At 51.0% G+C, this 26403-nt stretch carries 21 protein-coding genes; 7 read left to right on the top strand and 14 right to left on the bottom strand.

From position 1 onward, the window contains the following. Positions 1 to 67: 67 nt before the first annotated feature. The 4 genes from ACOQPU_RS26315 to ACOQPU_RS26300 form a co-directional block, all read right to left on the bottom strand. Positions 68 to 1240, bottom strand: coding sequence for a hypothetical protein (locus ACOQPU_RS26315; protein WP_420642797.1), 1173 nt, complete (start codon positions 1238 to 1240; stop codon positions 68 to 70). 164 nt (positions 1241 to 1404) lie between these two features. Next, the gene (locus ACOQPU_RS26310) at positions 1405 to 2334 is read right to left on the bottom strand and encodes a DMT family transporter (RefSeq protein ID WP_420642796.1); all 930 of its coding nucleotides are present in this window, start codon (positions 2332 to 2334) and stop codon (positions 1405 to 1407) included. Positions 2335 to 2420: 86 nt separating this feature from the next. Further along, a complete protein-coding gene (locus ACOQPU_RS26305) occupies positions 2421 to 2900 on the bottom strand; it encodes a DinB family protein (RefSeq protein WP_420642795.1) in 480 nt (159 codons plus the stop codon). Further along, entirely contained in the window at positions 2897 to 3376 is a 480-nt protein-coding gene (locus ACOQPU_RS26300) for an Lrp/AsnC family transcriptional regulator (protein ID WP_420642794.1), read from the bottom strand. Before ACOQPU_RS26300 ends, ACOQPU_RS26305 begins: the two co-directional genes overlap by 4 nt. Before the next feature lie 188 nt (positions 3377 to 3564). Between ACOQPU_RS26300 and ACOQPU_RS26295 the strand changes: the two genes are divergently transcribed. The 3 genes from ACOQPU_RS26295 (at position 3565) to ACOQPU_RS26285 (ending at position 7963) form a co-directional block, all read left to right on the top strand. After that, positions 3565 to 4404: a M15 family metallopeptidase gene (locus tag ACOQPU_RS26295; RefSeq protein WP_420642793.1), complete on the top strand. Its 840-nt coding sequence runs from the start codon at positions 3565 to 3567 to the stop codon at positions 4402 to 4404. Continuing rightward, complete coding sequence (locus ACOQPU_RS26290; protein ID WP_420642792.1) at positions 4401 to 6056, top strand: CapA family protein; 1656 nt, start codon at positions 4401 to 4403, stop codon at positions 6054 to 6056. The genes ACOQPU_RS26295 and ACOQPU_RS26290 overlap by 4 nt, the downstream gene beginning before the upstream one ends. A gap of 269 nt (positions 6057 to 6325) precedes the next feature. Continuing rightward, positions 6326 to 7963 (top strand): glutamate synthase-related protein, encoded by a 1638-nt coding sequence (locus ACOQPU_RS26285; RefSeq protein ID WP_420642791.1) that lies wholly within the window; start codon positions 6326 to 6328, stop codon positions 7961 to 7963. Positions 7964 to 8040: 77 nt separating this feature from the next. On the opposite strand, the gene ACOQPU_RS26280 is transcribed toward ACOQPU_RS26285, so the two are convergent. From ACOQPU_RS26280 to ACOQPU_RS26245, 8 genes are all read right to left on the bottom strand, one after another. Beyond that, positions 8041 to 8406 carry a hypothetical protein gene (locus ACOQPU_RS26280; protein WP_420642790.1) on the bottom strand — a complete coding sequence of 122 codons (366 nt, stop codon included), beginning with the start codon at positions 8404 to 8406 and terminating at the stop codon, positions 8041 to 8043. 89 nt (positions 8407 to 8495) lie between these two features. Further along, positions 8496 to 10316 (bottom strand): ABC transporter ATP-binding protein, encoded by a 1821-nt coding sequence (locus ACOQPU_RS26275; RefSeq protein ID WP_420642789.1) that lies wholly within the window; start codon positions 10314 to 10316, stop codon positions 8496 to 8498. Between the two features lie 52 nt (positions 10317 to 10368). Next, positions 10369 to 12225: an ABC transporter ATP-binding protein gene (locus ACOQPU_RS26270; protein WP_420642788.1), complete on the bottom strand. Its 1857-nt coding sequence runs from the start codon at positions 12223 to 12225 to the stop codon at positions 10369 to 10371. A gap of 455 nt (positions 12226 to 12680) precedes the next feature. Beyond that, positions 12681 to 13763: an inositol-3-phosphate synthase gene (locus tag ACOQPU_RS26265; RefSeq protein ID WP_420642787.1), complete on the bottom strand. Its 1083-nt coding sequence runs from the start codon at positions 13761 to 13763 to the stop codon at positions 12681 to 12683. 108 nt (positions 13764 to 13871) lie between these two features. Further along, positions 13872 to 14678, bottom strand: a complete 807-nt coding sequence (locus tag ACOQPU_RS26260; protein ID WP_420642786.1) for a sugar phosphate isomerase/epimerase family protein — start codon at positions 14676 to 14678, stop codon at positions 13872 to 13874. A 225-nt stretch (positions 14679 to 14903) separates the two neighbouring features. Then, entirely contained in the window at positions 14904 to 17825 is a 2922-nt protein-coding gene (locus tag ACOQPU_RS26255) for a YfhO family protein (protein WP_420642785.1), read from the bottom strand. Continuing rightward, a complete protein-coding gene (locus ACOQPU_RS26250; protein ID WP_420642784.1) occupies positions 17812 to 19356 on the bottom strand; it encodes an ArnT family glycosyltransferase in 1545 nt (514 codons plus the stop codon). The genes ACOQPU_RS26255 and ACOQPU_RS26250 overlap by 14 nt, the downstream gene beginning before the upstream one ends. A 50-nt stretch (positions 19357 to 19406) precedes the next feature. Beyond that, positions 19407 to 20096, bottom strand: a complete 690-nt coding sequence (locus tag ACOQPU_RS26245; protein WP_420642783.1) for a glycosyltransferase family 2 protein — start codon at positions 20094 to 20096, stop codon at positions 19407 to 19409. A 132-nt stretch (positions 20097 to 20228) separates the two neighbouring features. Between ACOQPU_RS26245 and ACOQPU_RS26240 the strand changes: the two genes are divergently transcribed. The 4 genes from ACOQPU_RS26240 (at position 20229) to rlmN (ending at position 24139) form a co-directional block, all read left to right on the top strand. Continuing rightward, complete coding sequence (locus tag ACOQPU_RS26240; protein ID WP_420642782.1) at positions 20229 to 21035, top strand: HAD-IIA family hydrolase; 807 nt, start codon at positions 20229 to 20231, stop codon at positions 21033 to 21035. Then, the gene (locus ACOQPU_RS26235) at positions 21028 to 21924 is read left to right on the top strand and encodes a hypothetical protein (protein WP_420642781.1); all 897 of its coding nucleotides are present in this window, start codon (positions 21028 to 21030) and stop codon (positions 21922 to 21924) included. The genes ACOQPU_RS26240 and ACOQPU_RS26235 overlap by 8 nt, the downstream gene beginning before the upstream one ends. 158 nt (positions 21925 to 22082) lie before the next feature. After that, positions 22083 to 23087 (top strand): endonuclease/exonuclease/phosphatase family protein, encoded by a 1005-nt coding sequence (locus ACOQPU_RS26230; RefSeq protein ID WP_420642780.1) that lies wholly within the window; start codon positions 22083 to 22085, stop codon positions 23085 to 23087. A 14-nt stretch (positions 23088 to 23101) separates the two neighbouring features. Beyond that, the gene (rlmN, locus tag ACOQPU_RS26225; protein ID WP_420642779.1) at positions 23102 to 24139 is read left to right on the top strand and encodes a 23S rRNA (adenine(2503)-C(2))-methyltransferase RlmN; all 1038 of its coding nucleotides are present in this window, start codon (positions 23102 to 23104) and stop codon (positions 24137 to 24139) included. 66 nt (positions 24140 to 24205) lie between these two features. Here the strand turns inward: rlmN and ACOQPU_RS26220 are convergent, their stop codons facing one another. Together ACOQPU_RS26220 and ACOQPU_RS26215 are read right to left on the bottom strand one after the other, a co-directional pair. Further along, positions 24206 to 25267: a peptidoglycan DD-metalloendopeptidase family protein gene (locus ACOQPU_RS26220; RefSeq protein ID WP_420642778.1), complete on the bottom strand. Its 1062-nt coding sequence runs from the start codon at positions 25265 to 25267 to the stop codon at positions 24206 to 24208. Between the two features lie 47 nt (positions 25268 to 25314). Further along, a complete protein-coding gene (locus tag ACOQPU_RS26215) occupies positions 25315 to 26403 on the bottom strand; it encodes a peptidoglycan DD-metalloendopeptidase family protein (RefSeq protein ID WP_420642777.1) in 1089 nt (362 codons plus the stop codon).

The following is a 26403-nucleotide window of genomic DNA, read 5'->3' as shown; positions in this document are numbered from 1 at the left end:
CTCCTGCAGGTTCCATCCGCAAACTATGTTCGAGAAAAAACTTGCGGAGGTTTATTTACAAGGGAGCTTATTCGTTGATTCGTACTACTGAAGCAACGATAGCATCTGCTTCTGCCTTAATATCATCTGGAATTTCGATGGCTTCATAATCAAGTTGATTGCTTTCCACCGTAATGACAAAAATCAAATTTCCGCGTACGATCTCAACTGCTTTCTCATAGAAGATAGCTTTGACTTTGCCCAAGTATATTAGCTCGTCGCTGGCAATCGGTTCGCCCAAAAATATGACTGATTCTCTAGGGAAAAAATCTCCGGCAGATACACCTGTCCGTACTAGATCAATCTCATCGGTTGCCCACTTCACACCAAATCTTAGAGAAATTCCGGTGCCTTGTTTCACCAACGATACACGATGTCGCAAGCTGCTTACAACCGTCCAGCCGGGAGGAACCGACACGGAAAAACCATAATCCTGACTGGTAAAGATTGACCCTAATTCAGAATCCTCCTCTGAGCTTTGTTCTTCTAAAAATGTCACCGTTTCTAGAAAGGTGGCAAATAACTGTGACAATGCTTCCTGGTTTTCATACGGCCGTTCCGCATCAAATGGCCGCAACGTGACCTCCACAAACCGATCATCCACTTCAAAGAAAACAGAGAGTTGTCCCCCAGGTGCTGCCGGGATGATTGTAGAGCGATAGGCGGTACGGCCGTTTATGATTTCCTCGGTCAGTGATTCTTCAAATTGCTCAATCACGTTCGGGAAGTGATATTCATTGACAATCACATCAAAAAGCGATGCATCTTCGGCAAATTTGGGATGTTCTGAAACCCAAATTAACCACGGAATGCTTTCTGAGCCAATATTCACCATTTCTGGAGCAGTCAAGGTCAAACCATTGCCACGCTGGGTCAAAAACCAGTCAGGCGGATAGCGCATTGCCAATTTGAGCCCTTGATTTTCGTATGATTGCCAGGTGGAAAAAAGGGGAACTTCATATAGAGGTGCTGCGGTTATGTCAACGTCAGATTGAGGAACAGCAGTGTCAGTAGGAAAGATTGCCGGGGTTAGTGTGGTGGTAGGAGCTAAAACGGCCGTAACCTTAGATTCTGTTGTGGGCAGTTCGGATATTGCATTTGGCGACTCTAAAACGTTGCACGCCACGAAACTAAGCAAAACAGTAAAACACAGTAAGAGCTTTCCACGGCTAAGAACCATTTTTACCTCTTGAGTGCTCAAATTTTATTGCTGATGTCCTGAAAGATTAAACTATTTGAAACAAATGCAAAGGTCTGGCAAATGCTGCTAATCAAATTCCAATTTGGGAAGATCTATTTAAGCCTGTTGCAGGTTGCACAGAATAAATCCGCACAACCTGTATTATGCATTATGATAAAGGCAAATTATGATGTGGGTTCTTGAGAAGGGTGTGGCGTGGCAGACGGCCGTTTCCCACCAATCTTCAACAACCCATTCACAATCATCACCCCCAGCAAAATGAGCCCAAAGCCTGCGTAGGCGTGCCAGGTAAGCTGCTCATCCAGCACCAAAACCCCCAAAATCACGCCAAAGATAGGAATGATGTAGGTTGTCATGGAAACGTAGCTCGCCGGGGCAGTTTCCAACAAGCGATAATAGACAATGAACGCTGCGGCCGTTCCCAACACGCCAAGTGCCAATAAAGAGCCAATGACGGGTAAGGAGAGGGTTGGGATATTGTACGGCCGTTCAATCAGCAACGACAGCGGCAGCAGATAAAGCGAAGCCAAAATCATCTGCCCAGCAGGGGCCACGAGCGGCGGTAGGCCTCGCAAATTGTTGCGCGTGTAAACAATAGCCACCCCGTACAGCACCGCCGCCAATGCCACGCCTAATAACCCCAGCGTGGAAGCCTGCAAACCATCGACAAAGGAAGGCGAAATGAGCAACATCAGCCCACCAAAGCCAATCAGTACGCCAATTAGTTTGGTTGGCGTCAGCCGATCATCGGCCGCAAAAAAGTGGGCAATAACAATCGTAAAAATTGGCGTGGTGCCATTGAGGATGGAAGCCAAGGCACTGTCGATATATTGCTCACCCCAGCTAAAAAGCACAAACGGGATGGCATTTTGTACCGCCGCCACCACTGCCAAATGTCGCCAGATGGTATTGCTTTTGGGGAATGCTTTTCCTTGAAAGAGCAGTAGCAGCGTCAGCAAAACGGCCGCAATCCCTACGCGCCCCAAAACTAGCGTAATTGGTGGAATCTCGGCCACGGCGACTTTGATGAACAAGAAGGACGGCCCCCACAAGGCAGCCAGCAAGATCAGAAGTAAAAAGTTCTTCAATTTCATAACAATTCCTGTTGTTGAATTTGGGTGATATTTCTTTTATTTATAACCGTTCGGACGCGGCAAATCGATCCAGAACTTGCGGGAAATCAGTCAGGTTTTTCTTGTTGCCACGCCTGGCAAATTCGCTCCATTTGGGCAATGTGGTCGGGAACATGGCGGCTGTAGATGTCTAACCAGTCGGCGAAAGCCATCTTACCCTCTTCGGAGTGGTGGGCTTTGTTTTGCCAAGTAGCTTCTGGCACAGTCTGGATTAGCTCATACGAGCTTTGCCGCAGCCATTTGAAGAGGGAAACGGCCGTATCCGCATCCAACTTGTGATAATCCAACACCCTAGCCCACTGGTTTTCATCATAAGCCATCAACTGTTCACCAGGTTCGGCAATGAAACGGCGGCAGCGCACGTAGCTATTTGCCTCACTGTCGGTTATATGAACGATGATTTCGTGAATTGTCCAGTCATCAACTTCCGAGCGATATTGCCACATCTCGCGAGGAAATTTAGCTAACGCAACCTCTAGCAACTCGGCAGCCTGTCCATACAGGGCAATCTTCTCAGCTCGACTCATGAAACAGATCCTTCAGCAGAGATACGCATCTCCTCTTTGAAAGTGGACATCACAATGCTGCTGGTTGATTTAGCGACGAGCGTGTAGGTTCGCAGCCGCTCTAGCAGCTTCTCCAATTCGCCCGTGTTAGCAACACGCACCTTCAGCAAATAACATTCTTCACCAGCGACAGAGTGACATTCCAAAATGTCTGGCTCAGCCAGGCATTGATCCACAAAATCTTGCTTGCAGGCAGCGTAATCCTCGCCGGGGGCTGTGCCAATAACCAACCGAATGAAGGCGGTAATCGGCTTGCCTAACTTTTGCGGATCGACCACGGCTACATATTTTTGGATGAAGCCTTTCCTCTCCAACTTTTTGACTCGCTCAAAAACAGTGGAGGTTGTTAAACCTACCTGTTCAGCAATGGCGGCGTTGGATAAACGGCCGTCTTGCTGTAAAAGATCAAGTATTTGCGCATCAGTTTCGTCAATCATGCTACCATTTCTTATTTTTGCAGTAATTTTTTCGTTATTTAATATTAATCTTAGAAAATTATACGGGTTCGTTTCAGTTTGTCAATTCCCATTTTTGGGCGACTTTGGTACAATCTGCCACGATGAAAAAATGGGGATTTCACTGGGCAACAATATTTCTGGGCACGCTCTTGATAGCAGGCTGTGGTGTGGAAGCAACTTTCAATCCGCCACAGTTGCCCACTTTCGTACCGACCGGATTAGCAACGGCCGTATCTACGCCACTACCCACTCCAAAAAACAACGTTGCCGCCGAACTACCTCCACCCACCATTACACCACAACCAATTGCCACGACAACAGTCACGCAACTGCCCACATCCACCCCAACCGCTACGTTAACACCCACGCCCATAAGCCCTTGCAGCAAGCGCATTCCACAAGACGATTTGTTCACCATCGTCACCCAAACCTATGGCCTAAGCCGTGAGTATGCACCACAAGATTTGGTGTTGCTCACCGACTACCTGCCTGTAGACGTGACGCTGGGCTTTCCAACCGAACTCCGCCAGATTGCCTTGCAGCCGCTCATCCAGATGATTGCCGACATGCAAAGCGCAGGCTTGCAGCCGCGAATTTTGTCTGGTTACCGTAGCTATGCCGCCCAAGCAATTAGCTGGGACAAATGGAACCGGGAGGAGCCTGAACGAGCCGCCATTCTTAGTGCCCGCCCCGGCCACAGCGAACACCAGCTAGGCACAACGGTTGATTTTGGCTCACCAGAACTGGCAGGCATCGTGGGCATCCCCGATATTCAATTTCACACCTACTTTTACCAAACCAGCGAGGGCGTCTGGCTCGCACAGAACGCGCACCGCTACGGATTTACGCTCAGCTACCCGCGTGGCGCATTGGAAATGACTGGCTTTTATTACGAACCGTGGCATTTTCGCTACGTGGGCGAGGAGATGGCTACCTTGTTGCTCGATTTAGAGATGTACCTGACTGAATATCAACTGCTCAACCAACCAGAACCTTGCATCCCATGAGAAAGATTTATCCGCAGATTTCGCAGATTTTTAGGCTCGGGAACCAGTTAATCTGCTCTGAAAAAGCCACCAGCTACCGTCTTTTCTTTTTAGCACTCTTTTTTTTGATAGGTTGTGGACAAACGGCCGTTTCTAACCAACTCTTACCGACCATCGCCCCCACAATTGCCCAGCCAGCCAGCACTTTCCCCGCACCACCTACACCCATTCCGGCAACAAACACACCAAGGATAACCCAAGAAACGCCTACACTGAGCGAAGCCGAAACGGCCGTTCCCACTGACATTCCCCCCACCAGCCCTCCACTTGCTCCGCTCACCCTGGCCGTGCCAGAAAAGTGGCAACCACTAGTCACGACTGCACTCGCTGAAGCAGTCACTAACCGCAGTTGGCAAATCGTGCCAGCCAATGAACCAGCCGATGCAACATTAACAGAAAATGGCCCTGGGCAGCTTGTGTGGCAAGAGCCAATTGTGTTGGCAGTTCCATTTGTGACCGAATGGGAAACGATTGGTCAAGCAGAGGCAGAAGCGATTCTGGCCAACGGGCATGAGCTGGCGGTGGTGCTGCCCTGGTCTGAACTTACACCCGATTTTAAGCCGCTGCGGGTAGACGGCCGTTTACCCACCGATACCAACTACCCCTTCCACAATCGGCTCACCTTGCAAAGTGAAAACCATTCCGCCAATGAGCTGTTGCCCATTTTGCAAACAGCCGTCGCGCCAGAAGCCGTCGTTCACCTCGTCAGCGTGGGCGACATCATGCTGGATCGCGGTTTGGGGATCGTGCTGCAAAATGGCAACCTCGCCTACCCATTCGCCAACGTAGCTCCGCTGCTCCAAGGCGCAGACATTGCCGTCGGCAATGTAGAATCGGCATTGGGGGATGTCGGCACGCCCGAACTCAAAAGCTATCCGTTTCGCGCTCCGCCAAAAGCAGCCGAAGCATTGGCCCTGGCTGGCTTTGATGTCGTGTCGCTGGCGAACAATCATGGCATGGATTATGGGCCAGAGGCATTGCTGCAAGCGATAGATTTGCTACAGGCACAAGGCATCGTACCGATTGGTGCAGGCAGCAACATCGATGCGGCTCACACGCCACACATCACGCAAATCAATGGGGTGTCGCTAGCGTTTTTGGGGTATGTGCATGTGCCAGTCGAGGTATCAGGGTTTGATACGGCGGTCTGGACTGCCACCGAAAATACGCCCGGTCTGGCTTGGGCAGACCCTACGGTGATTGCAGCAGACGTTACGGCCGTTCGCCCCCAAGCCGATTTAGTAATCGTGGTGCTGCATAGCGGCTATGAGTACATCGAGGAACCTAGCCCACCCCAAACGGCCGCTGCCCGCGCCGCCATCGATGCCGGGGCCGATTTAGTCATTGGCCATCACGCCCACATTTTGCAGGGAATTGAATTTTACAATGGTGGCGTGATTGTCTACGGCTTGGGGAATTTTGCTTTTGAGATTGATGGGCCACCAGAAACGGCCGTGCTCAACGTCTGGTTGGATGCAAATGGCGTGCGCTCGCTGGAGCTCATTCCAGCCATCATTCAGGAAGGCGGCCAACCTCGCTTGGCAGAAAGCTGGGAAGCTGCCCCCATTTTGCGGCAGGTTTACTTTTTAACCCGGATTTTGAACAGTCGCTAGTTGAGGCAGCATTCGTAATAAACATTGCATCCAAAGCATCTTATAGATAATTCAGTTAAAGATGTTACAACCTTATGAGGCTGGACAATATTTCCAGAGGCAATACGCTTCATAGCCAAAAAGTTGTTCAATTTCTAACTGATTGCTCTATTAGGAACGTACCCAATTCAAACCGCCGCGCAAATGAATCCCCCGTACGGAACTGATAGCTTTGGCACTAAAACACGCCATCATCAAGCGAGATGTGGGGCCTTTTAAGGAGATGTTTAATGACGACTTCTGTATCTAACAAAGTGAAAATTGCCACCTGGAGCAAGTTGCCCGACCGGGAGCCAGCGTACGCCTTGGTAGCCAACGTAGATTTGGTAGCAATTCGGTATGATGATGAGATTTCGGTTTTGTACGGCCGTTGCCTCCACCGAGGAGCCTTGCTATCTGACGGCCATATTCGCGGCGAAGACCTCATCTGCGGCGTGCATAACTGGGATTACCGCTACGACACGGGCATCAGTGCCTACAACAACGAAGAAGCCTTGCCCAAGTTTAATGCCTGGATTGACCATGCAGCAGATGCCGTCTACGTAGATGAAGCCGAAATTGCCGCCTGGGAACAAAAAAATCCGCAGCCATTCCAGCGCGACAGCTACCTGGGATTGTATGAAGATACCCACAGCGCGGCCGAAGAACCATACAACAAATATATCCGCAACTTAGCCAAGAACGGGTCGCCTGGGCATCATGGTGCGGTTTCGGCGATGGGCGTGCCGCTCACGGAGCTGCCCCGTTGGGAAGAGATACAAATTTTGACGGCGCAACTGGCGAAACGGCCGCTCCTAGACGACGCGCCCGTAGCCACAGAACTGATCATCGGGCCCAAGGCCAAAAAACCGCTCAAGCTAGATATCCCCCTTTTCGTGAGCGACATGAGCTTTGGCGCACTCAGCGAAGAAGCCAAAGTTGCCCTGGCACTGGGCGCAGAGCTGGCAGGCACGGGCATCTGCTCCGGCGAGGGCGGGATGCTGCCAGAAGAACAAGCCGCCAACTCCCGCTACTTTTATGAACTCGCCTCCGGCAAATTCGGTTGGGACATTGAGAAAGTAAAAAAGACGCAAGCATTCCATTTTAAGGGCGGCCAGGGTGCCAAAACCGGCACAGGCGGCCATCTGCCAGGCAATAAAGTGGTGGGTAAAATCGCTGAGGTGCGTGGCTTAAAAGAAGGTCAAGATGCCGTTAGCCCCGCCACTTTCCCAGATTTGATCACCGTGGAAGATTACCAGCGCGTAGCGGCCGAGGTGCATGAGGCAACCGGGGGCATTCCCGTAGGTTTTAAGCTCTCTGCCCAACACATCGAGGCAGACATTGATTTTGCCCTGGACATTGGCGTCGATTACATTATTTTAGACGGCCGTGGTGGAGGAACCGGGGCCGCACCCAACGTCTTCAAAAATAACATCTCCGTGCCTACGATGGTTGCTCTTGCTCGCGCCCGTCGCCATCTAGACAAGCGCGGCGTGAGTGGCGACGTGACGCTCATTATCACCGGCGGTTTGCGTACCGAATCTGACTTTGTGAAGGCGATGGCCTTGGGTACAGACGGGGTGGCGTTGGCCAATTCCGCTATGCAGGCCATTGGCTGTTTGGGGATGCGCGCCTGCCACACCAACAACTGCCCGGTGGGCATTGCCACGCAAAAACCAAACCTGCGCTCGCGGCTCATCGTGCGGCAATCGGCCAAGCAGTTACAGAACTTTTTAGAGGCGTCGGTTCATTTAATGCAGGTACTGGCTCGCGCTTGCGGCCATGACCATCTCAATCAATTTTCGTTAGACGATCTCACCACCTGGAACCGTGACGTAGCCTACCTCACAGGTGTCCCTTACGGCGGCGTTGTTCCAGTTGAAAACTAAAATCGCGTCCGCATGTTCAAAAAAAGCTGGTACCCAAAAGATACCAGCTTTTTCTCAAGCTCTGCATTGTATGACTTCTATGCCAGCACGCGCTCAAATTGTGGCGGCAAGGCCAGCGGCCATCCAAATGTCACCAGCGCAGATCGGGCCAATACACGCACACGCTGCCATCTTGCACTCTGGCGCAACGCCAAATCAGTGCAAGCATGGTCTGCTCCAAGACAAATTTGCATCAAGTCATGCCGCAATGAGCCTAAAACTGCTTGTTGGGACTCATTCAAGCTCGTTTCCCATATTGCCAAAAACTGCGGTTCAGATTGTTCATACTCCTGTATCAATCGGCTAACTTTGCATGCTTCATTAGGATACAGGCGCAGCTGCCCAGTCACTGGCAAGGCCAATGCTTGCAGAATCGCTCGTAGTTCACTTTTTTGACTATTCATTGTATCCCGTCCTTCTTTAGTATTCAGTGATCTGTAAGCCAGTATTCAGTAAAAACTGATGCACTGATTACCGACCTACTGAATACTGCTTACTGTGCCGCCACCGGCAGCACACCATCCAACCCATACACCTGCTCGCGCTCATCGCGGAACTGCTTGGTGTACAAATTGTAGTAATGGCCACGCGCCCGAATTAGCTCAGCGTGGGTACCCATTTCAGACACACCACCATTTTCAATGACCATAATCCGGTCAGCATTCTTGATGGTAGACAAACGGTGAGCGATGATGAAGCTGGTACGGCCGTTCATCAAAGCCTCCATACCCTGCTGAATCAACGCCTCTGTCAATGTGTCTACCGAACTGGTCGCCTCGTCCATGATGAAGATATCTGGCTGTGCCAAAATGGCCCGCGCCAGGCTAATGAGCTGTTTCTGTCCTACAGAAAGCAACACACCACCCTCACCAACTTCAGTTTTGTAACCATGCTCCAACTTCACAATGAAGTCGTGTGCGCCAGCCATCTTGGCAGCTTGTTCTACTTCGCTGTCAGTTGCATCAAGACGGCCGTAGCGCAAATTGTCTAGCACCGTACCAGAAAACAGATGCGGCGTTTGCAGCACCATTCCAATTCGCGACTGAATCGCGTGTTGGGTAAGCTGAGTGTAATCATATCCATTGATCAAAATCTGCCCTGCGGTCGGTTCATAAAACCGGCAAATCAGATTAACCAACGTCGATTTACCTGCACCCGTTGGCCCAACCAAGGCCACCGTCTCACCTTGTGGAATCCGCAGCGAGAAATCTTCCAGCACAGGTTTATCTTCTTCGTACTGAAAAGAAACATTGTCAAACACTATGTCGCCACGAATCGTACCGGGATCAATTGCCTCTGCTGCATCCACAATCTCTGGCTCGGTGTCCAGCAAGGAGAAGATGCGCTCACCAGAAGCGACAGCCTGCTGCATACTGGCATAAACCTGCGCCATCTGCTGAATTGGCCACAGCATGAAGGTGACATAGGAGATAAACGCCTGTAAACCGCCAATTGTCATGCCGCCAGCCTCAAACTCCAAACCGCTAAACCAGACGATAGCCGCAATACCGCTGGCACTCACCAACTGTACCGCTGGTAAAAACAACGCCGACAACCATGCTGCCCGATAAGACGCCTGGTACATGTCCCCAGTCAAATCCTGAAACTGATGCAGGTTCTCTTGCTCACGCCCCAGAGATTTAACGACGCGAACGCCGTTGATGCTCTCACTGTAGGCACCAGTAATTCTGGAGTTCAGCTTACGCACTTTGCGGTATTCCGTCAGGATGCGTTGCTTAAAGGTGATGGCCACCTTCCACAGGGCTGGAATCATTAACACAACTAGCAGCGTCAGCCTCCAGTTAATGACGAACATGAAGCCAAGCGCAGTCAAAATGCTGGTGATCGTCCAGGCTGTATCCAAAAAGCCCCAGGAAACCAAATCACCCACGCGTACTGCGTCGGACGTCACGCGAGACATGATCCAGCCATCGGCCGTGCGGTTGTAGTATGAAAGTGGCAGCTTTTGCAGATGAGCAAACATCTGCTTGCGCAAATCATACTGCACCGAGTGGCCCAAGTAGCCAGCCGCGATGATAAAGCCAAAGATGAAGATAGCAAAGACAACAAACCAGACACCGTACTGAATCGCCAATGAGCGCAGCGCATCCAAATCACGGGCCATGATGCCTTCATCAATCATTCGTTTGGTTAAAAAGGTAAAGTAGGATTCGATGAGGGAAACGGCCGTAATGCACACCAAAAAGGTCACCATCAGTGGCCAATGCTTCAAACCCACTCGCAAAATGCGTCGGATCGTTTCTCCATTTACCTGACTATCAAATTCTTCTTCTTCAAAATAATGTTCAGACATTAGATTTCTCGTTTTCGGTTTGTAAGGGCGGTTTGCGAACCACCCTTACTTTTTAATCACCCGCCTGCGGCAGCTTGTGGTATCCGTTTTGTGATCCATTCACCACCGCTACAGTAGACAAATCTGCTTCCAGCTCGTCCTCAATGCGGGATTGCAGTTCGTAGATGCGCTGGTACGTGCCAGGCACATTGACCAACGTCTCATGGGTACCGCGCTGCACGATACGGCCGTTTTCCAGTACCAACACCAAATCAGCATCCATCACGCTCTGAATCCGGTGCGCAATCAAGAACGTCGTCCGTGACGCCATCAGCCGGTCTAATGCTTCGCGAATTTCCGCTTCCGTCTCCGTATCCACAGAAGAAGTCGCATCATCCAGAATCAGCAAGCGTGGATTGCGTAAGAAAGTACGCGCTAGCGTTACACGCTGCTTCTGGCCACCAGAAAGCGTCACACCTCGCTCACCAACCATCGTCTCATACCCATTTGGGAACGATAAAATGACATCATGCACCGCCGCCGCGCGTGCGGCCGCTTCTATCTCAGCATCCGTCACCTCGCGGCTTACACCATAGGTGATGTTGTCCCGAATCGACAACGAAAACAGGAATGGCTCCTGCATCACAATGCCAATTTGCTGCCTCAGATAATCACGCGGGTACGTTTTTAGCTCCACGTCGTCTAGCAAAATTCGGCCACCTGTATATGCATAAAAGCGCGGCAATAAATTCACTAGCGATGTCTTGCCGGAGCCAGTACCGCCTAGCAACGCCACCACCTGTCCTGGTTCCACGGCAAAGGTAATGTCGTGCAGCACCTGCTCTTCTTCACCTTCATAGGTAAAGTCCACATTCTCAAAGCGCACCGCACCATGCACCGGATGATCTGGCCTCAGTGTTCCTTCAGTAATCGGCTCACGTTCTTGCTCAACGATTTTTAAGATACGGCCGTAACTCACCAGGCCCGTCGAAACATCTGCAATCAACCGACCCAGGTTGCGAATCGGCCAAATAATTTGCGACAAAAAGCCCACATAAGAGATATAAGCCCCAGGCGTGATCGTGCCGTCAATTGCTAGCCGTGCTCCAATGACGTAGCCAAGAAGTAGCTGCGCACCGCTAATCAAATCAGTAAACGGCCAATAAAGCGCATGCATCATCGTCAAACGCCGACCTCGACGGTACTTTTCCTTGTTCTCAACCTCAAACATCTCCATCTCAAACAGTTGGCGGGCAAATGCCTTCACCACGCGTACGCCAGAAACATTCTCTTGCAATCGGTTAGATAAGGTCGCTTCTTGCTCCTGAAAATGCTCGTATGCCTGCCCCACTTTTACGAAGAAGAAGAGCGAGATCAACAGGACTACCGGAATCACTACAATGGACCAAAACGCCAGTCCCACGTCAATCGTCAGCAACGCAATGAAGTTCACCACAAACAACAGCACAATCCGGCCAATGCCCACAGCCTGCTCGGAAAACAGCCGCCGCACCGTATCCACATCGGACGTAGACCGCTGAAGCAGTTCACCTGTCTGCATGTTGTCGTGGTAGGTAAACGTGAGTCGCTGAATGTGGTCATACAAAAAGTCCCGAATCCGCAGCACTGCTTTCTCAGACGTTTTTGCCGCTAGCCGCCCACCGGCAAAGGTGAACAAACCCTGCAACACAGCCAGCCCAATAAAGCCAAGAGCTACCCAGGGCAGCAATTGCACCATATTTTCCGCGGGCAAAATCGAGTCAATAAAGTAACCCAGGAAATAATAAATACCCGTCTGAGCCAGTGCCGCAACGCCAACGCACAAAATGGCAATCACGTAGAGAAGCTGATACCCACGCAACAACCGCCACAAACCTACAAATTTGTTAGGAACCACGGTTTCTTTTAGATTAAACGTTTCCATATTCATGATAATTTCCGTAATTTGTCAGAGCCTTCCTTCAAAATCTGACCCTTTTCTAAAGCGTATCAACGAAAGTTGACACCTTCTGTCCGGTATACCGCTTTTCTTTCTGCAACAAAAAACGCCACGAAGCGTACCCGTGGCGTCCAAAGCGGCAAACAAAAACGGTCACGGGCTTAAAGCGCCGTGACCGTTGGCATCAACTCTTATTTGTGAAATTTATCACAAAGGGGGAACCCGATCACAGGCGCAGAGGGTGGCACTGCCACCGAAGGCATCACGAGAAGCCAAGATTTTCATGTTGTTATAGAAAATATTCATTTGCGCCTATCTCCTTTAAGATTTTTGCTGCTTTTTTGCAGCCCCGGCACTATAACATAGCTTCCGAAGAGCGTCAAGCTGTCTTTATGAACAGGTTTGCCCCTGTCTAAAGGTAGGAGTGCTACACAGCCAATTCCCAATTACAAATCTCCAGCAATGTAATCTTCCGTGAGCTTGCGGGCTTCGTCATCCGTAAACTGCTCTGGCGGCGTCTTCATGAAGTACGAAGACGGGGCGATTAGCGGGCCGCCAATGTTGCGATCCAGAGCCAGCTTGGCGCAGCGCACGGCATCAATCATCACGCCAGCAGAGTTGGGCGAATCCCATACTTCTAGCTTCAGTTCCAGGTTGAGCGGCACATTGCCAAAAGCACGACCTTCCATGCGAATGTGGCACCATTTACGGTCGGTGAGCCAGGGTACGTAATCGCTGGGGCCAACATGCACATTTTCATCCCCCAAATCATAAGGGAGCTGGCTGGTAACGGCGTTGGTCTTGGAAATTTTCTTAGATTCTAGCCGCTCGCGCTCTAGCATGTTGTAGAAATCCATGTTGCCACCAAAGTTAAGCTGGTAAGTACGATCCATATGAATGCCGCGATCTTTGAACAGGTTTGTCAGCACGCGATGGGTGATCGTGGCCCCAACCTGGCTCTTGATGTCGTCGCCCACAATCGGAACGCCCCGTTCGGCAAAACGTTTGCTCCAATACTCAGAACTGGCAATGAAAACCGGAATGCCGTTTACAAAGGCGCAACCTGCGTCTAATGCCTGCTCGACATACCATTTGGTAGCCATCTCGGACCCCACGGGCATGAAGTTTACGATCACATCTGTCTTGGTATCTTTCAATATTTGCACTATGTTATCGGTTGGGCCAGGAGCCTTTTTGACTTTAGTTTTGACGTACTTGCCCAAACCGTCATGCGTCATACCACGCGAGACTGGGACGTTGAGCTTGGGAACATCGGCAAATTTGATAGTGTTATTCGGTTCAGCCCAAATGGCTTCGCTTAAATCTTTGCCCACTTTGCCTTCTACCACATCAAATGCGGCCGAAAATTCGATATCGCGCACGTGATAGCCACCCACTGTGGCGTGCATAAGGCCGGGAATCTCGGCATCGTCGGCGGCGTCTCTGTAATATTGAACGCCTTGAACTAGCGAGTTGGCGCAGTTGCCAACACCGATGATGGCAACGCGTACTTTTTTTCTTTCTGACATGCTTTCTCCTAAATATTGCCAGAAGTTCAACCTCTTAGAGAAGTTAAACTTCGTTTTAATAATCGTTACAAGGTTTTTTATATTTCCAGCGGATGATTATACCCTAAATTAGAACCAGCTACGGGACGTTTTGAGGTATTCAAGTATACGAGTACGGCCGTTCTCCCCAACATCTGCCCCAAACGGATCACTACCTTCCGGCAGGCATTCCAGAATGATTGGCACATTGGGCACAGATTCCAATGCCCAGAGGTGCAGCCCCAATTTCAGATGTCCTTGCCCAATTGCTTGCCGATTGGAGTCGGCGATGTAAAAGAGTGTCAGCTTGTCGCCAACCGTGCGCGTCGTGGCGGCGGCATCTTGCTCTTCCACATTCATGTGGAACGCGTTCAAAGTCAGGCCAAGGTTGGGCTGATTAAGACGGTTGAGCAGGGCCACTGTTTCTGATGCGTTCACACACAAAAAACTTTCGTATCGGTTCACCACCTCAATTGTCAGTTTGATATTGCACTTGGCAGCAAACAAGGCTAAATGGGAAACGGCCGTTTCAAACATTGCCACTTCCCCTTCTTTGCTACTGACTGGGCGAAACCGTCCTGGCAGGTTACGGATGGTAACGAGGGGGGCTTGCAGAGCAACGGCCGTTTCTATCACCTCTTTCACATGGGCAATGGCCGGTTGGCGAACGGCCGTATCCGGGTGTGCCAAATCAACGGGATTGGGCGTGACGGCGTAACAAGCAAGCTGATTCTTTTGCAAAATTTGTCTGGCTTTTTTTGGCGTTTCAATCTGGGTAAAAGGTAGAACGACGCCATCGTACTGCATCTCTTTCACCAACGGGGCGGAATCTGTCAGCAACATCTGGCCTAAAGTCCATAGCGCAACGCCTAGTTGGGGACGTGAAAATATTTCCATCTTTTTCTCCTACAAAATCCAAAGCAATTAATCAGTAGATTGCACAGATTGCCCGGATTTTTCAACCTTCAGGATTTCAGGGGATCGACACCATTTGTAGGGGCGCACCCCCGTGTGTGCCCAGTGTGGGCAGACACGGGGGTCTGCCCCTACCCCAAGAAATCCCAAAGCACTAGATTTTCTAATCCTTTTAATCTGTGAAACCTTTGATTCCTAACCTTATCATCAGCGAGAATCCAGGCGCTGCATCATGAGTAATGCCATGCCCAGAAAAGCAAGCAAGATGAGGCCAACGGCCGTCATCATCCCGCCCAGTTGAAAGCTGCGGGGGGCGAAGGTAAAGGTGACTTTATGCTCACCTACGGGCAGCAACACGCCGCGGAATAGGCCATTTGCTTGGAGCAGTTCAGCAGATTCACCGTCTACCGTAACCTGCCAACCAGGGTAATAGGCATCTGTGAGTACGAGCAGCTGGGGTCGACTGCTGCTGGTTTGAACTTCAATCCGTTCCGGTTCGTAGCGCGTTATTTTAGCGGTGGCATCAGGATCGGATGCCTGCATTTGATTTTCACTGTTGCCGAGAAGAACGGCCGTTTCCCGCACATTGAATTCAGGCTGCTGCATTGTTTGCAAGACGGCCGTTTGCTCTGGCTGCCAACTCCAGTTAGAAAGCAAAAAAGCACGCGGCAACACGTCCAGGTTCTCATATATTTTCACATCGCCGGAATGGATAAGGCGATAATTACCCAAAGTGAGTGGCTGAAAACCATCCTTAATCATATTGATTAACGTCGCACCATGAATTTGCCAAATACCCTGTTCCGGGCCGTGCAAAACAAGCCGCGACGGTGCTGCCTCCCGCGCAATCTGCCGCATGGTGGTACGAGGTGGCCAATCGGCTCGCACAACGCCACTGCCAACAGCAAATGCAGTCAGTTCCCACACTTCACCCGCCTCCGTTTCCATTTCCACCCAGCCAGGCTCTCCTTCTGAAACAAAGGCTATAGCCGTAGCCTCGAAAGTGGGAAGATACGCTATCTCCAACGATTCCCCCACTCCCAACGTGATAGGAAATTCCAAATCGAAGAAGACGGTTCTGCCAAAGCTCACCTCTTGCCAAACGTCGCCTACCTTGTCGGTGATGAGGTAGCGGCCGTTTGTGAGATCGAGCCAAGCGTCAGGGGGAACGGCCGTTAGATGCTCACGCAGACGGCCGTCTGTGGTGCGGGTTTCGGTTGGTAAAACAAGCTGCACAAACTGGCTATACGAATTCAATGGCAAGATGCCCCCGTCAAAGCCATCCACCGTGGCCAGGCCAAAACTCATGGGCAAATTAGGGCCGATAATCTCTTTTTGTTTGATGGCGATGGTGTAGTCGTATTGAGCCTCTGGTGAAAGTTGGTTGGCGTAAATCGTATCAATTTCGGCCTGATCGCCTACATCGAAAAAGATGTCTGACAAACTAAGGAAACGATCCGGCGGCATGTTACATTCTTCGGCTGGCTCAGCACACGAACTCTCAGCCATCAGGCGGGCGAGCGGCGGACGCAAATCGAAATATGCTTCTGGCGTGGTGAGGCTATTGTACGGATGGGTGCGCGTTCCCCAGAAAAGCGGAATAAGCATAAGGGGCAGCAGCAGCCAAGGGGAACCAGGCTGGCGCATTTCTAGCTTAAAACGAAATCGGTGTTCCGGGGCGTAGACCAATCGCTGCCCCAAAATGAGACCAAACAGCAACGCAAGCTCCAGCAGCCAAACCAGCAATGTACCGGGACCAACCGCCTCAAACGGTGCTTCTGGCCCTGTTGGCACAAAAATCGCCACAAGTTGGGCAATCACGTTCCAGCCGATGAGGCCGATGAGCAACCAGATTCCGTAGCGAAACGGCCGTTCCAAATGCCATAAATTTTCTTTCACCCGCATGGGCAAGCTGCGCCAATCCCCCCGCCGGACCAGCCAGCGATCTAGCACCATCTGCCAGCCTAGCCCGGCCAGCATTGCGACGCCCAGCCCGTACACCGCCAGCCATCGCGCCGGGACGCGGAACAGATTGAAGCCGGGCAATCGCGCCAGCAACCAGTTGAGCGGGTTAAAGATGCCCAACGCTAGCAGCAGCCCTAGCAAAACCAGGGCAATGGCGGGAACGACACCGCGCCACTGTCGCCATTGCCAGGCTGCCAAAAAGGCAAGCAGCAGTGCCGTCAGCGGCAAAATGGCCACATATTCACTAAACAACGACTGGCCGTAAGCAGGTAGCAGTGCCCGGTTCAGCAATAGGGGATGGAGTGAAAATGAGAGCACTTCGTTTGGTGTGAGGCCACCTTGGCGGCTGGATTGCTGGATGAGTTCAAAGGTGGGCAGCAGTTGAACGGCCGTTAGCAACACCGCCACACCACCACCCATCAACAACACCAGCGGCAGCCGCCTATAAAACCTGCGCCACTGAAATGCCAAGCCCAACCCGTGCGGACTGTTCCGCAGGAGCCATTTTTCTAGCCAATGGGCTACACCCCACACAATGAGCATAATCCCAGTGATAAAGCTGGTTTGGGTATGCCCGGCCAGCAGTTGCAGGCTGAAGAGCAGGGCGAAACCAACAGCCCCTTGCCCTACTAGCACCCAGCGATTGTCCAACTTGCTACGGAACACGCGAGCAGCAACCCACAAAAACCAGGGCATCCAGGCCAATCCTTGCAGTTGGTTAATGTGCTCCACCTGGGCAGTGAGGTAACCACCGAGGGCAAAGAGTACGGCCGTTACCAGCCCAGCCCATCGCCCCAAACCAAGTGCACGCCGCCCTGCCAAATAGGCTCCCATGCCAGCGATGAGCAGATGCAGCAAAATGGAGACACTGACGGCATATGGCGTAGGCAGCAGCAGCCAGACGGGCCAGTTGAGGGGGTAGAAGAAGCCAACCTGGCTGTTGGCCAGGAAGGGTGCGCCCATAAACAGATGCGGATTCCAGAGGGGGATACGGCCGTTTCGCAAGGCGTCAGCCGCTACTTCCCAGTAAGGATAAAAGTAGAGGAACGTATCGCCGCGCGCCAAAATGAGGTTGCTGAAGGCCATCTTATTGAAGAAGATAGCTAGCAGCAGTGGCAACCACACCAGCGGCGGCAGGCGTTTTATGCGCTCAAGCCACTGCATAGTCACCCCAATTTTTTAGCCGCGGATTGCGCGGATTAAACAGATCTTTGACTCTAATCCGTGAAATCCTTGTAATCCGTGGCTGAATTTCATAGAGAATGATTTGGTTGGATCGGGCAACGGCCGTTAGCGTAAATCCGGCTTCTTGCACGGTGCGAATGATGGGTTGGGCAACGCCTGCACTGAGCGGAGTCGAAGTGGCCGTATTGGGCAGAGCCAGGTAACGTGGTGAACCATCATTGCCAAAGGCAGCTAAGTCAGTCGCCAGCCCGTCGGCATGGGGGAACCAGCTGATAAAAACGCGCTTGTCGAACAGGTGGTAGCGCCACTGCCAGCTAAACCAATGGTCGTAGAGCACGGTGCCGTAGGGGGCGTCGGCTAACGTGGCGGCAATTTCGGCCGCACCTTGGTCAGATTGGGGGGAGCTGCCGAGTGGCGTACGGCCGTTCCGTGCCGACCAGGATGCAGAAATTAACAGCAAGGTCAAAATGATAATTGCCCCACGAAATTGCAACAGTGGGGTAGCCGAGGGTAACTTTGCAACTAAATCGCCATACGCCCGCGCTAAAAGCAAGGCCAGCAGCGGCAGCAGCGGCAGCAGGTAACGGTCCCACACGGAAATCGCCCACAGCCAGTGAAACAGCCCGTAGCCCAAAATGAAGATAAGCAGAAGTCGATCAATTTTTTCAACGCGGAGGCGCAGAGGCGCGGAAGGATCAGTTTGGAAGCGAAGGTGTTGGATTGCAAGCCATAAAAAGGCAGGAATGAGCAAAATGAAAATGAGGGGAGAAACGGCCGTTTGCCACAAATCGACCCAATGCCAAAACCTCGGCCAAATCTCCCACGACCAGCTGAGACGGAGGCCGCCAAAGTTGCCAATCTGATTTTGCCAGAGTAAGAAACGGCCGCTGCGGGCAACTTCCCAGGCTACAAGCCCCACCAGTGGCGGCAGTAAACCAGCTAGCCAGCGACCCCATCGCCAGCTAAACACCCAACCAAAACCCAGCAGCAGCGGCAAAAATAAGATTGCCTGATATTTGGTGAGCAACGCCAGGCCAAACCATATGCCCGCCCAGCCAGGTTTTTGGCTGGTAACGGCCGCACAAGCAGCAATCAGCCAAAAAACGAGCAGCGGGTCTGTGAATGCGGTTGGGCTAAATTGAATGGAGAGGGGGAATAAGGCAACGAGGGCGGCAGCAAGTACGGCCGTTCCAGGACGACGGTACAACTTCCAGGCCAACACGGCAGTCAATGGCACCAATAGCAAAGAAGCAATCCAATTGGGCCAGCGGGCGGCAAATTCCATAGGGCCAAACAGCGGGTAAAAAAGTGCTTGTAAATAAAACAGCAGCGGCGGCTTGTCTACTGGCTGCATCGCCAGCAGCGGATCGCGCCAGATGGCAATTTCACGCGCCCAAGTAGCAAATAACGCCTCATCTGCCTGAAAGCGATTGCCAAACAAACCGGGAGCACGCAGGACGGCCGTAAGCCCGGTAATGAGCAAAAGGGGGAGTTTGGGGAAACGAGGCATTGGGTTGCAAGGCGGTAATCGGTAAGCGTTTGCCACACATCGACCACAGGTCAATCCACAAACCGATACTTCAGCAAATAATAAAGTGCCTTTGGCCCTTCAACCCAAGGGTTGAGCTTTTTGCCCTCTTCAAACTCACGGCCGTTGTACGAAATAGGCACCTCATAGATGCGATGCCCTCGCTTAAGCACCTTCGACGTAATTTCAGGCTCAAATTCAAATCCCTTTGAGCGCAGCGGAATATCCCGAATCACATCAGCGCGGAACACCTTGTAGCATGTTTCCATGTCGGACAAAATGGTATTGTAAACAATGTTGGTGATAAGCGTCAGCAGCTTATTGCCCACCATGTGCCAGAAAAACATTGTTTTGGTTGGCCCACCCCGAAAACGAGAGCCATACACAACGGCCGCTTTACCTTCCACAATCGGCTGAATCAGGGCCGGATAATCCCGCGGGTCATATTCCAAATCAGCATCCTGAATCAGAAAGATGTCGCCAGTGGCTTCACGAAAACCGGTGCGAACGGCCGCACCTTTGCCCTGGTTTTTTTCTTGCAAATGCACTTTGATCGAGTCGTCGAGTGCTTGAATAGTCGGGTACAAATCCCGCGTTCCGTCGGTGGAACCGTCGTCCACCAAGATAATCTCGTCGGCCAGCTCAACCGCTAATACCGCCCGAACAGACTCCTCCAACGTTTCCCGCTCGTTATAAACGGGCATGATCACAGATAATTTCACAGAATTCTCTTCCTAAAGTTGTTTTTTATCGCTTTAACATTTCCCAAAACGTGGCAATTGTATAGCAACCTAAGGTTAGATGCCCGTGCGACTCAGCTACCCATTGCCCACGCATCCGCTATAATCAGGCGCATGAAGCAAATCAAAAATCTCATCTTAGATATGGACGGCGTGCTGTGGCGGGGCGAAACGCCCATGCCCGGCCTAGCCGATTTTTTCAAGACGTTACGCGCACATGGCATTCAATTTGTTTTGGCAACCAACAATGCCTCCAAAACGCCGCAGCAATATGTGGCAAAATTGGCGAAGTTTGGCGTACCTGTGGATGAAGAGCAGATTTTCACGTCGGCAGAAGCGACGGGGGATTATTTGGCACAAACTTACCCAACCGGAGCAAAAGCGTTTGTGGTGGGAGATGTGGGGTTGCAAACGGCCGTTCAAAATCGCGGCTTCCAGTTATTAGGTGTGGAAGAGGTGATGGGGGGAGAAACGGCCGTGTTCGTCGTCGCCGGCTTTAACCCCAATGCCACCTACCCACAAATGGCCGCGGGTGCCCTGCTCATCCACAAAGGGGCAGATTTCATCGGCAGCAACCCCGACCTCACCTTCCCCAGCGAGTACGGCCCCCTGCCCGGCGCAGGCTCCTTCCTCGCCTTCTTGCAAGCCGGAACAGGTGTAAAGCCCACCGTCATTGGCAAGCCCGGCCCGCTCATCTTCAAAATGGCGATGGAAAAGCTGGGTGGTACACCCCAAAACACCGCCATGGTCGGCGACCGCCTGGAAACAGACATTGCCGGAGGCAAAGCAGCGGGCATCCAAACCATCCTCGTCCTGTCCGGCATCAGCCAGCGCGACGACATCGCCCAAGCCAACGGCCTCCAACCTGATTTCATCTTTGCGGACATTCGAGAGATTGCTAACCAAATTGCCAATGGATGAACCCATCACTTTTCACGCCACGAGAAAATATCGCATTCAACGTTTGGTATTATGGGTTTCAAGTGTAACCTTTTTTAGTTTTTTCGGGCTATACGTATATTTTTTGGACCAAGAGATTAACATCAGCCTGTTTCTTGTTTGTGTCTTCCTTCCATTATTTTTAGCCTTTCGCTCAAATTGGAAAAACCCTAAAAAACTGAATTTTGTGTTATACAGCGACAGCATAGGTGGCTCAACAGGTAATCAAACTTTTCAGCTTCCTTTCTCCAAAGTTTTGCATATTGAAAATCTTGGGCACGCCCTGCGAATAGATGCTGCAGATAGTCAGCATCTACTGGAAAAACGCCATTTTGATTTGGAACCAATTCAAGTCGAACTACAAAAACGCCTCCATCCAGATGTTTTCGTAGATGGCGGCTGGATCAATTTACCTGCTTACCAAACAATTAAAGAGCAGCAAGATTCTTTGTTAGCTGAAATCTCAGATAAACTACCTTTACAGATCAAACAAGAACTTCAAATTGCCACAAAGTCCATATTGGTAATATTTATCTTGTTCTCGTCAGCAGCCGCAATTTTCTTTTGGCGAGACATTGGTTTTGGAGCATTGTTGTTTCTTTTATTTGCCTTTCTTTGTGGGATTCCTTTTATTCATAAAGGAGTTCTAAAAATTGATAATCACCAAATCACGTATGAAACCAGATTCAGAAAATATAGGATTCTCTGGGATGATGTAGTGCGGGTAGAGCATGATGATGCGCTTTCACTCGCTTTCCACGGGCAGAATCAATGCCTGAGAACTTCTATAAATTCTGATTTTAAAATTCTGATTTTAATTGGGGCAAAAAACAAAAAGATGAGTTTTTCTTCTATCTTGATCACGTCATAAAGCAAAAGAATATTGAACAGCGACAATCCCAATGGGCATCTTTTCGCTTTAATAAGAATACGAGGGTGCCAAAATAAATTGCTACACAACCATTAGCGACCTAACCCATTAGACGGTTCCAAAACAACTAGCCTCACATCCTCAAAGGGAGGAGCCAATTGTCAAAGTCAATTCATCATGCAACGAACAAAATGGAAATTATCTACTTTGCTTACAGTGTGGGAATTGGCCTTTGGTTCGGTTTGCGTTGGCTATTGTTTGATAGATTTTGGTTGCTCGCGATCATCAATACAAGCATCTTCTACTTCTTCGTGCCCACGCCTTTTCTTCTCTTCTTTGCTATCTACCAACACAAAAGAATCGCAGCTCTTTCACTTATCTTACCAACTGCCATATTTCTCTTCTTTTGGGGAGAGCTGTTTTTACCAAATTTAACCTCGTCGCCCCAAGGTTCCGCTCAAGAGTTAAAGGCAATGAGCTACAATGTGTTATTTTCTAACCCTACTCCTGAGGCCATTGCCGAAAGTATCAACTCCGCCTCGCCTGACGTTATAGGGTTTCAAGAACTCACGCCACAAATTAAAGATTCTTTGGACTTCTCACTCTCAGAAACCTATCCTTACAACACATTTGATGTTTTGGGACGACAGGGAGTTGGCTTGCTCAGCAGCTACCCTATCTTGTCAGTCAAACAGTTCCCATTTCCACCAAATGATCAGCAAGCGCTCCATGCTGTTATAGAATGGCAAGATCAACCTATCCATGTTTTTGTTGTCCATTTTTCGGCGAACAACTTCTTTGACAATCCCGTTTCTCAACTTCCAGAATTGGCAAGAGAACGGTACGGGCACAGGGCAAAGCAAATAACCCAGATTGAAAAACAGCTTGGTCAAATTGACGCGCCCATACTTTTAATGTGCGATTGCAACTTTACCGATACCTCTGAAGCATACTTCCGCTTGAATAAATTATTGAGCGATAGCTTTCATTCGACGGGTTGGGGATTTGGCCATACACTCCACCCTACTGATTTTCCAATACGTGTCCAGCGAATCGACTTTGTCTGGCACAGCGATGACCTCATACCGGAGAATTCTTTTGTTGGTCTGGCAGGAGGTTCTGATCATCATCCAGTAATCTCCACTTTTCGATTTCAACAATGATACGAGCAGCGAATATGAGCATTTATGACCTTGCATTCGATGAATTAACAGAGTTTCTTAGCAGCTTGGGCGAGCCGAAGTTTCGGGCAAAGCAGGTTTGGGAGTGGCTGTACAAAAAGCACGTAAGCGAGTTTGCCGAGATGCGGAACCTGCCGAAAAGCTTGATTGAGAAACTAGAAGAACGAGCCGTCATTCACAGTGCCACCATTGCCAGCGTGCAGCATTCTAGCGACGGGCAGACCAAGAAACTTCTCTTCCAACTGCCAGACGGCCAATACATTGAAACGGTACTGATGCGCTACAAAAAGCGGCGCACACTATGCATCAGCACGCAGGCAGGCTGCGCCATGGGCTGTGTCTTTTGCGCCACCGGACAGATGGGCTTCTTCCGCAACCTAACCGTCGGCGAAATTGTGGCCCAGGTGATGTACTTCGCTCATGAACTTGCCCAAACGGAGGAACACGTCACCAACATCGTGATGATGGGCATGGGGGAACCGCTGCACAATTACGACAATACGCTGTCCGCCATTGACAGCCTGACGGACGAAACTGGCTTCAACCTGGGCGCACGCAAAATCACCATTTCTACCGTGGGGCTGGTGCCTGCCATTCGCCGCTACGCCGACGAGCAGCGCCAAACGCCGCTGGCCGTCTCCCTCCATGCCGCCACCGATGCGGAGCGGGACAAGCTCATCCCTATCAACGGCCGTTGGCCCATAGCCGACTTGATGAACGCCTGCCGCTATTACATCGAAAAAACAGGGCGGCGGCTCACGTTTGAGTGGGCACTCATCTCCGGTGAAAATGACACAATTGAACAGGCGCGGGCATTGGGCAATTTACTACGCGGCATGTTGTGCCACGTCAATTTAATTCCCCTAAACCCCACCGCGGGCTACGGCGGCGGCCCGTCTTCTAAAGAGCGTGTTGAGGCGTTTATGGCTGAACTGAGCCATTATGGCGTCAGCAGCACGGTGCGCGTGCGGCGCGGCATTGACATCCAGGCAGGATGCGGCCAACTACGGGACCGAGTAATCGCTAATCCGTGATCAGTCAACTGCTTACCGTTCACCGTACGCGGAGCGGTCGCGCAGCGACATTACAGATCACCGGAACTAACAGCCAATGTACCAGCAAGGGTTATCCCGGTTGTTGTTGAGGCGAATCTCGAAATGAATGTGCGGCCCTGAGGAGTTGCCCGTGTTGCCTGAACCGCCAATGATATTCCCCTGATACACAATTTGCCCAGGCACCACGTTAAAGCTGCTCAAATGTGCATAAAATGTCTCATAACCGTTGCCGTGGTTAATCACGATAAGGTTACCGTAGCCATAAACGTTCCACCCTGCAAATGTTACCGTACCAGTGTCAGAAGCATAAACGGGCGAGCCTTCTGGTAACGCAATGTCTAGGCCGGGATGCCCGTACCAGAAAAACTGGGTGTAGTTGCGGGCATTTACGGGGTAAACAAATGTGCCCGTCCCAACAATCACGGGAACCACGTTACCACCTTCAATTGATGTGCCGCCAACAGAAGAAAGGTCTGGTGGGGTCCAGACGAACAGCTCTCGCACAGCACCAGGAACGAGAATTTGGGTTTCTGGCTGGAGGCGGTAGGGAAATTCCAGATTATTCGGCCCGTAGGCAATAATATCATCCACCGAAATGCCATATTGCAAGGAGACGCTTTCTAGCGTGTCACCAGGCTGTACGTCGTGCAACACACCGTCGATTGGCAAGATAATCAGCTCTGTGCCGACTTGTAGCAGGCTAGATTCTTCACTCAGGCGCGGGTTGCCGCCCAGAATTGTTTCCGGTTCAATGCCGTATTGCTCAGCGATGCCGTTGGGGGTTTCACCGCGTACGACGGTGTGTGTAACAAATTGGTGCTGGGGCAATTTGCCCTCAAAAGTACGGGGGATGGGTGCCGGAATGAGGCTACTATCATCGCGTACGGGCAGCTCCTCTGTGCTAAACAGGAGTGGATCTGCTGTTGCTTCGGGTTCAAGGTCACTGGGCTGGGCAACGGCCGTATCTACCATCCCATCCCCTTCATCTGATATCGTGGCAATAGCGGGCTGCAACCAAAAACGCCACACCAGCAACACAATCAGGGCAATGCCCACAATCAATACGTGCCCTTGCCAACGTCGCCAGATCGATCCAAGTTCGTTCATAACAAATCCTATTTACAAGATCGCAAATGACCTTGATTCCCTAAAAATCAGGTGCAATTTGAGTAACCACCACCGAGGCGGTCGAGAGGGTTGGTGCGGAAGTCGCGGTCGCGAATTTCAAAATGAATGTGGGGGCCGCTAGAACGCCCGGTATTGCCTGTAAATCCAATTAGCTCACCCTGTGTCACGGTTTGACCAGGAAAGACGTTAATGCTGCTTAAATGGGCATAAAACGTTTCAAACCCGTTGCCGTGGTTGATAACAATGAGATTACCGTAGTCATAATAGGTTCCGGCGGCAAAACTGGCATAAGTTACCGTACCCGTGTCTGAGGCATAAACCGGGGAACCCTCCGTGGCACCAACGTCTAAACCGGGATGAAAACCATTGTAAAATTGGGTAATGCAACGGCCGTTTATCGGCCAAACATAGGTTCCCGTGCCAAACACCTTCCACTGTGGTTCGCCAGCGGCATTGGTAGCTACTGATTTCGGCGCAGTGAAGAAAAATTGGCCAATCGACGCTCCCGGAATTACCAGTTCCGACTCTGGCACTAACCGATAAAAAGGAAATTCCAGATTGTTTGGCAGATAGTTGATGATAGATTCGGGCGTGACGCGGTACAGTTCGGCAATACTGTCAATCGTTTCGCCCGCCCGCACTTTATGCAGCACACCGTCCACGGGCAAAATGACTAATTGCGCCCCAACCTGTAATTGGTTCGATTCCTGGCTGAGCCAGGTATTGCCTCCCAGCAGCGTGTCTGCAGAAATACTGTACCGATCGGCAATGATGTTTGGCGTTTCACCGCGCGCCACCTCATGCATTTGAAACTCATGGGCAGGCAGCTTGGTTTGGTATGTGTTGGGATTTGGCAGCGGGGCCAGGCTACTGTCGTTAATGACGGGCAGTGCCCCTTGGGGAAATGATGTGGCTGTGGGGGCAACGGCCGTTGCCCCTTCAACTTCTTCAACAGGGGATATTTGGGTAGGAACGGCCGTGGTAGCCGCAGTCGCCGCCTCGCTTTCTGAGGAGCGACTCCACTGAAACTGTCCTAGGGCAATTAAAATGAGTGCCCCCCCAGCCAATATAAGATGCCCGCTCAAGCGGTGCCAAAAACGTTGATCATTCCTCAT

Source organism: Candidatus Leptofilum sp., assembly GCF_965223285.1.
Taxonomy (GTDB): domain Bacteria; phylum Chloroflexota; class Anaerolineae; order Promineifilales; family Promineifilaceae; genus Leptofilum.
Note: the sequence above shows the minus strand (reverse complement) of the source record. Positions and strands in the feature narration are given on the sequence as shown.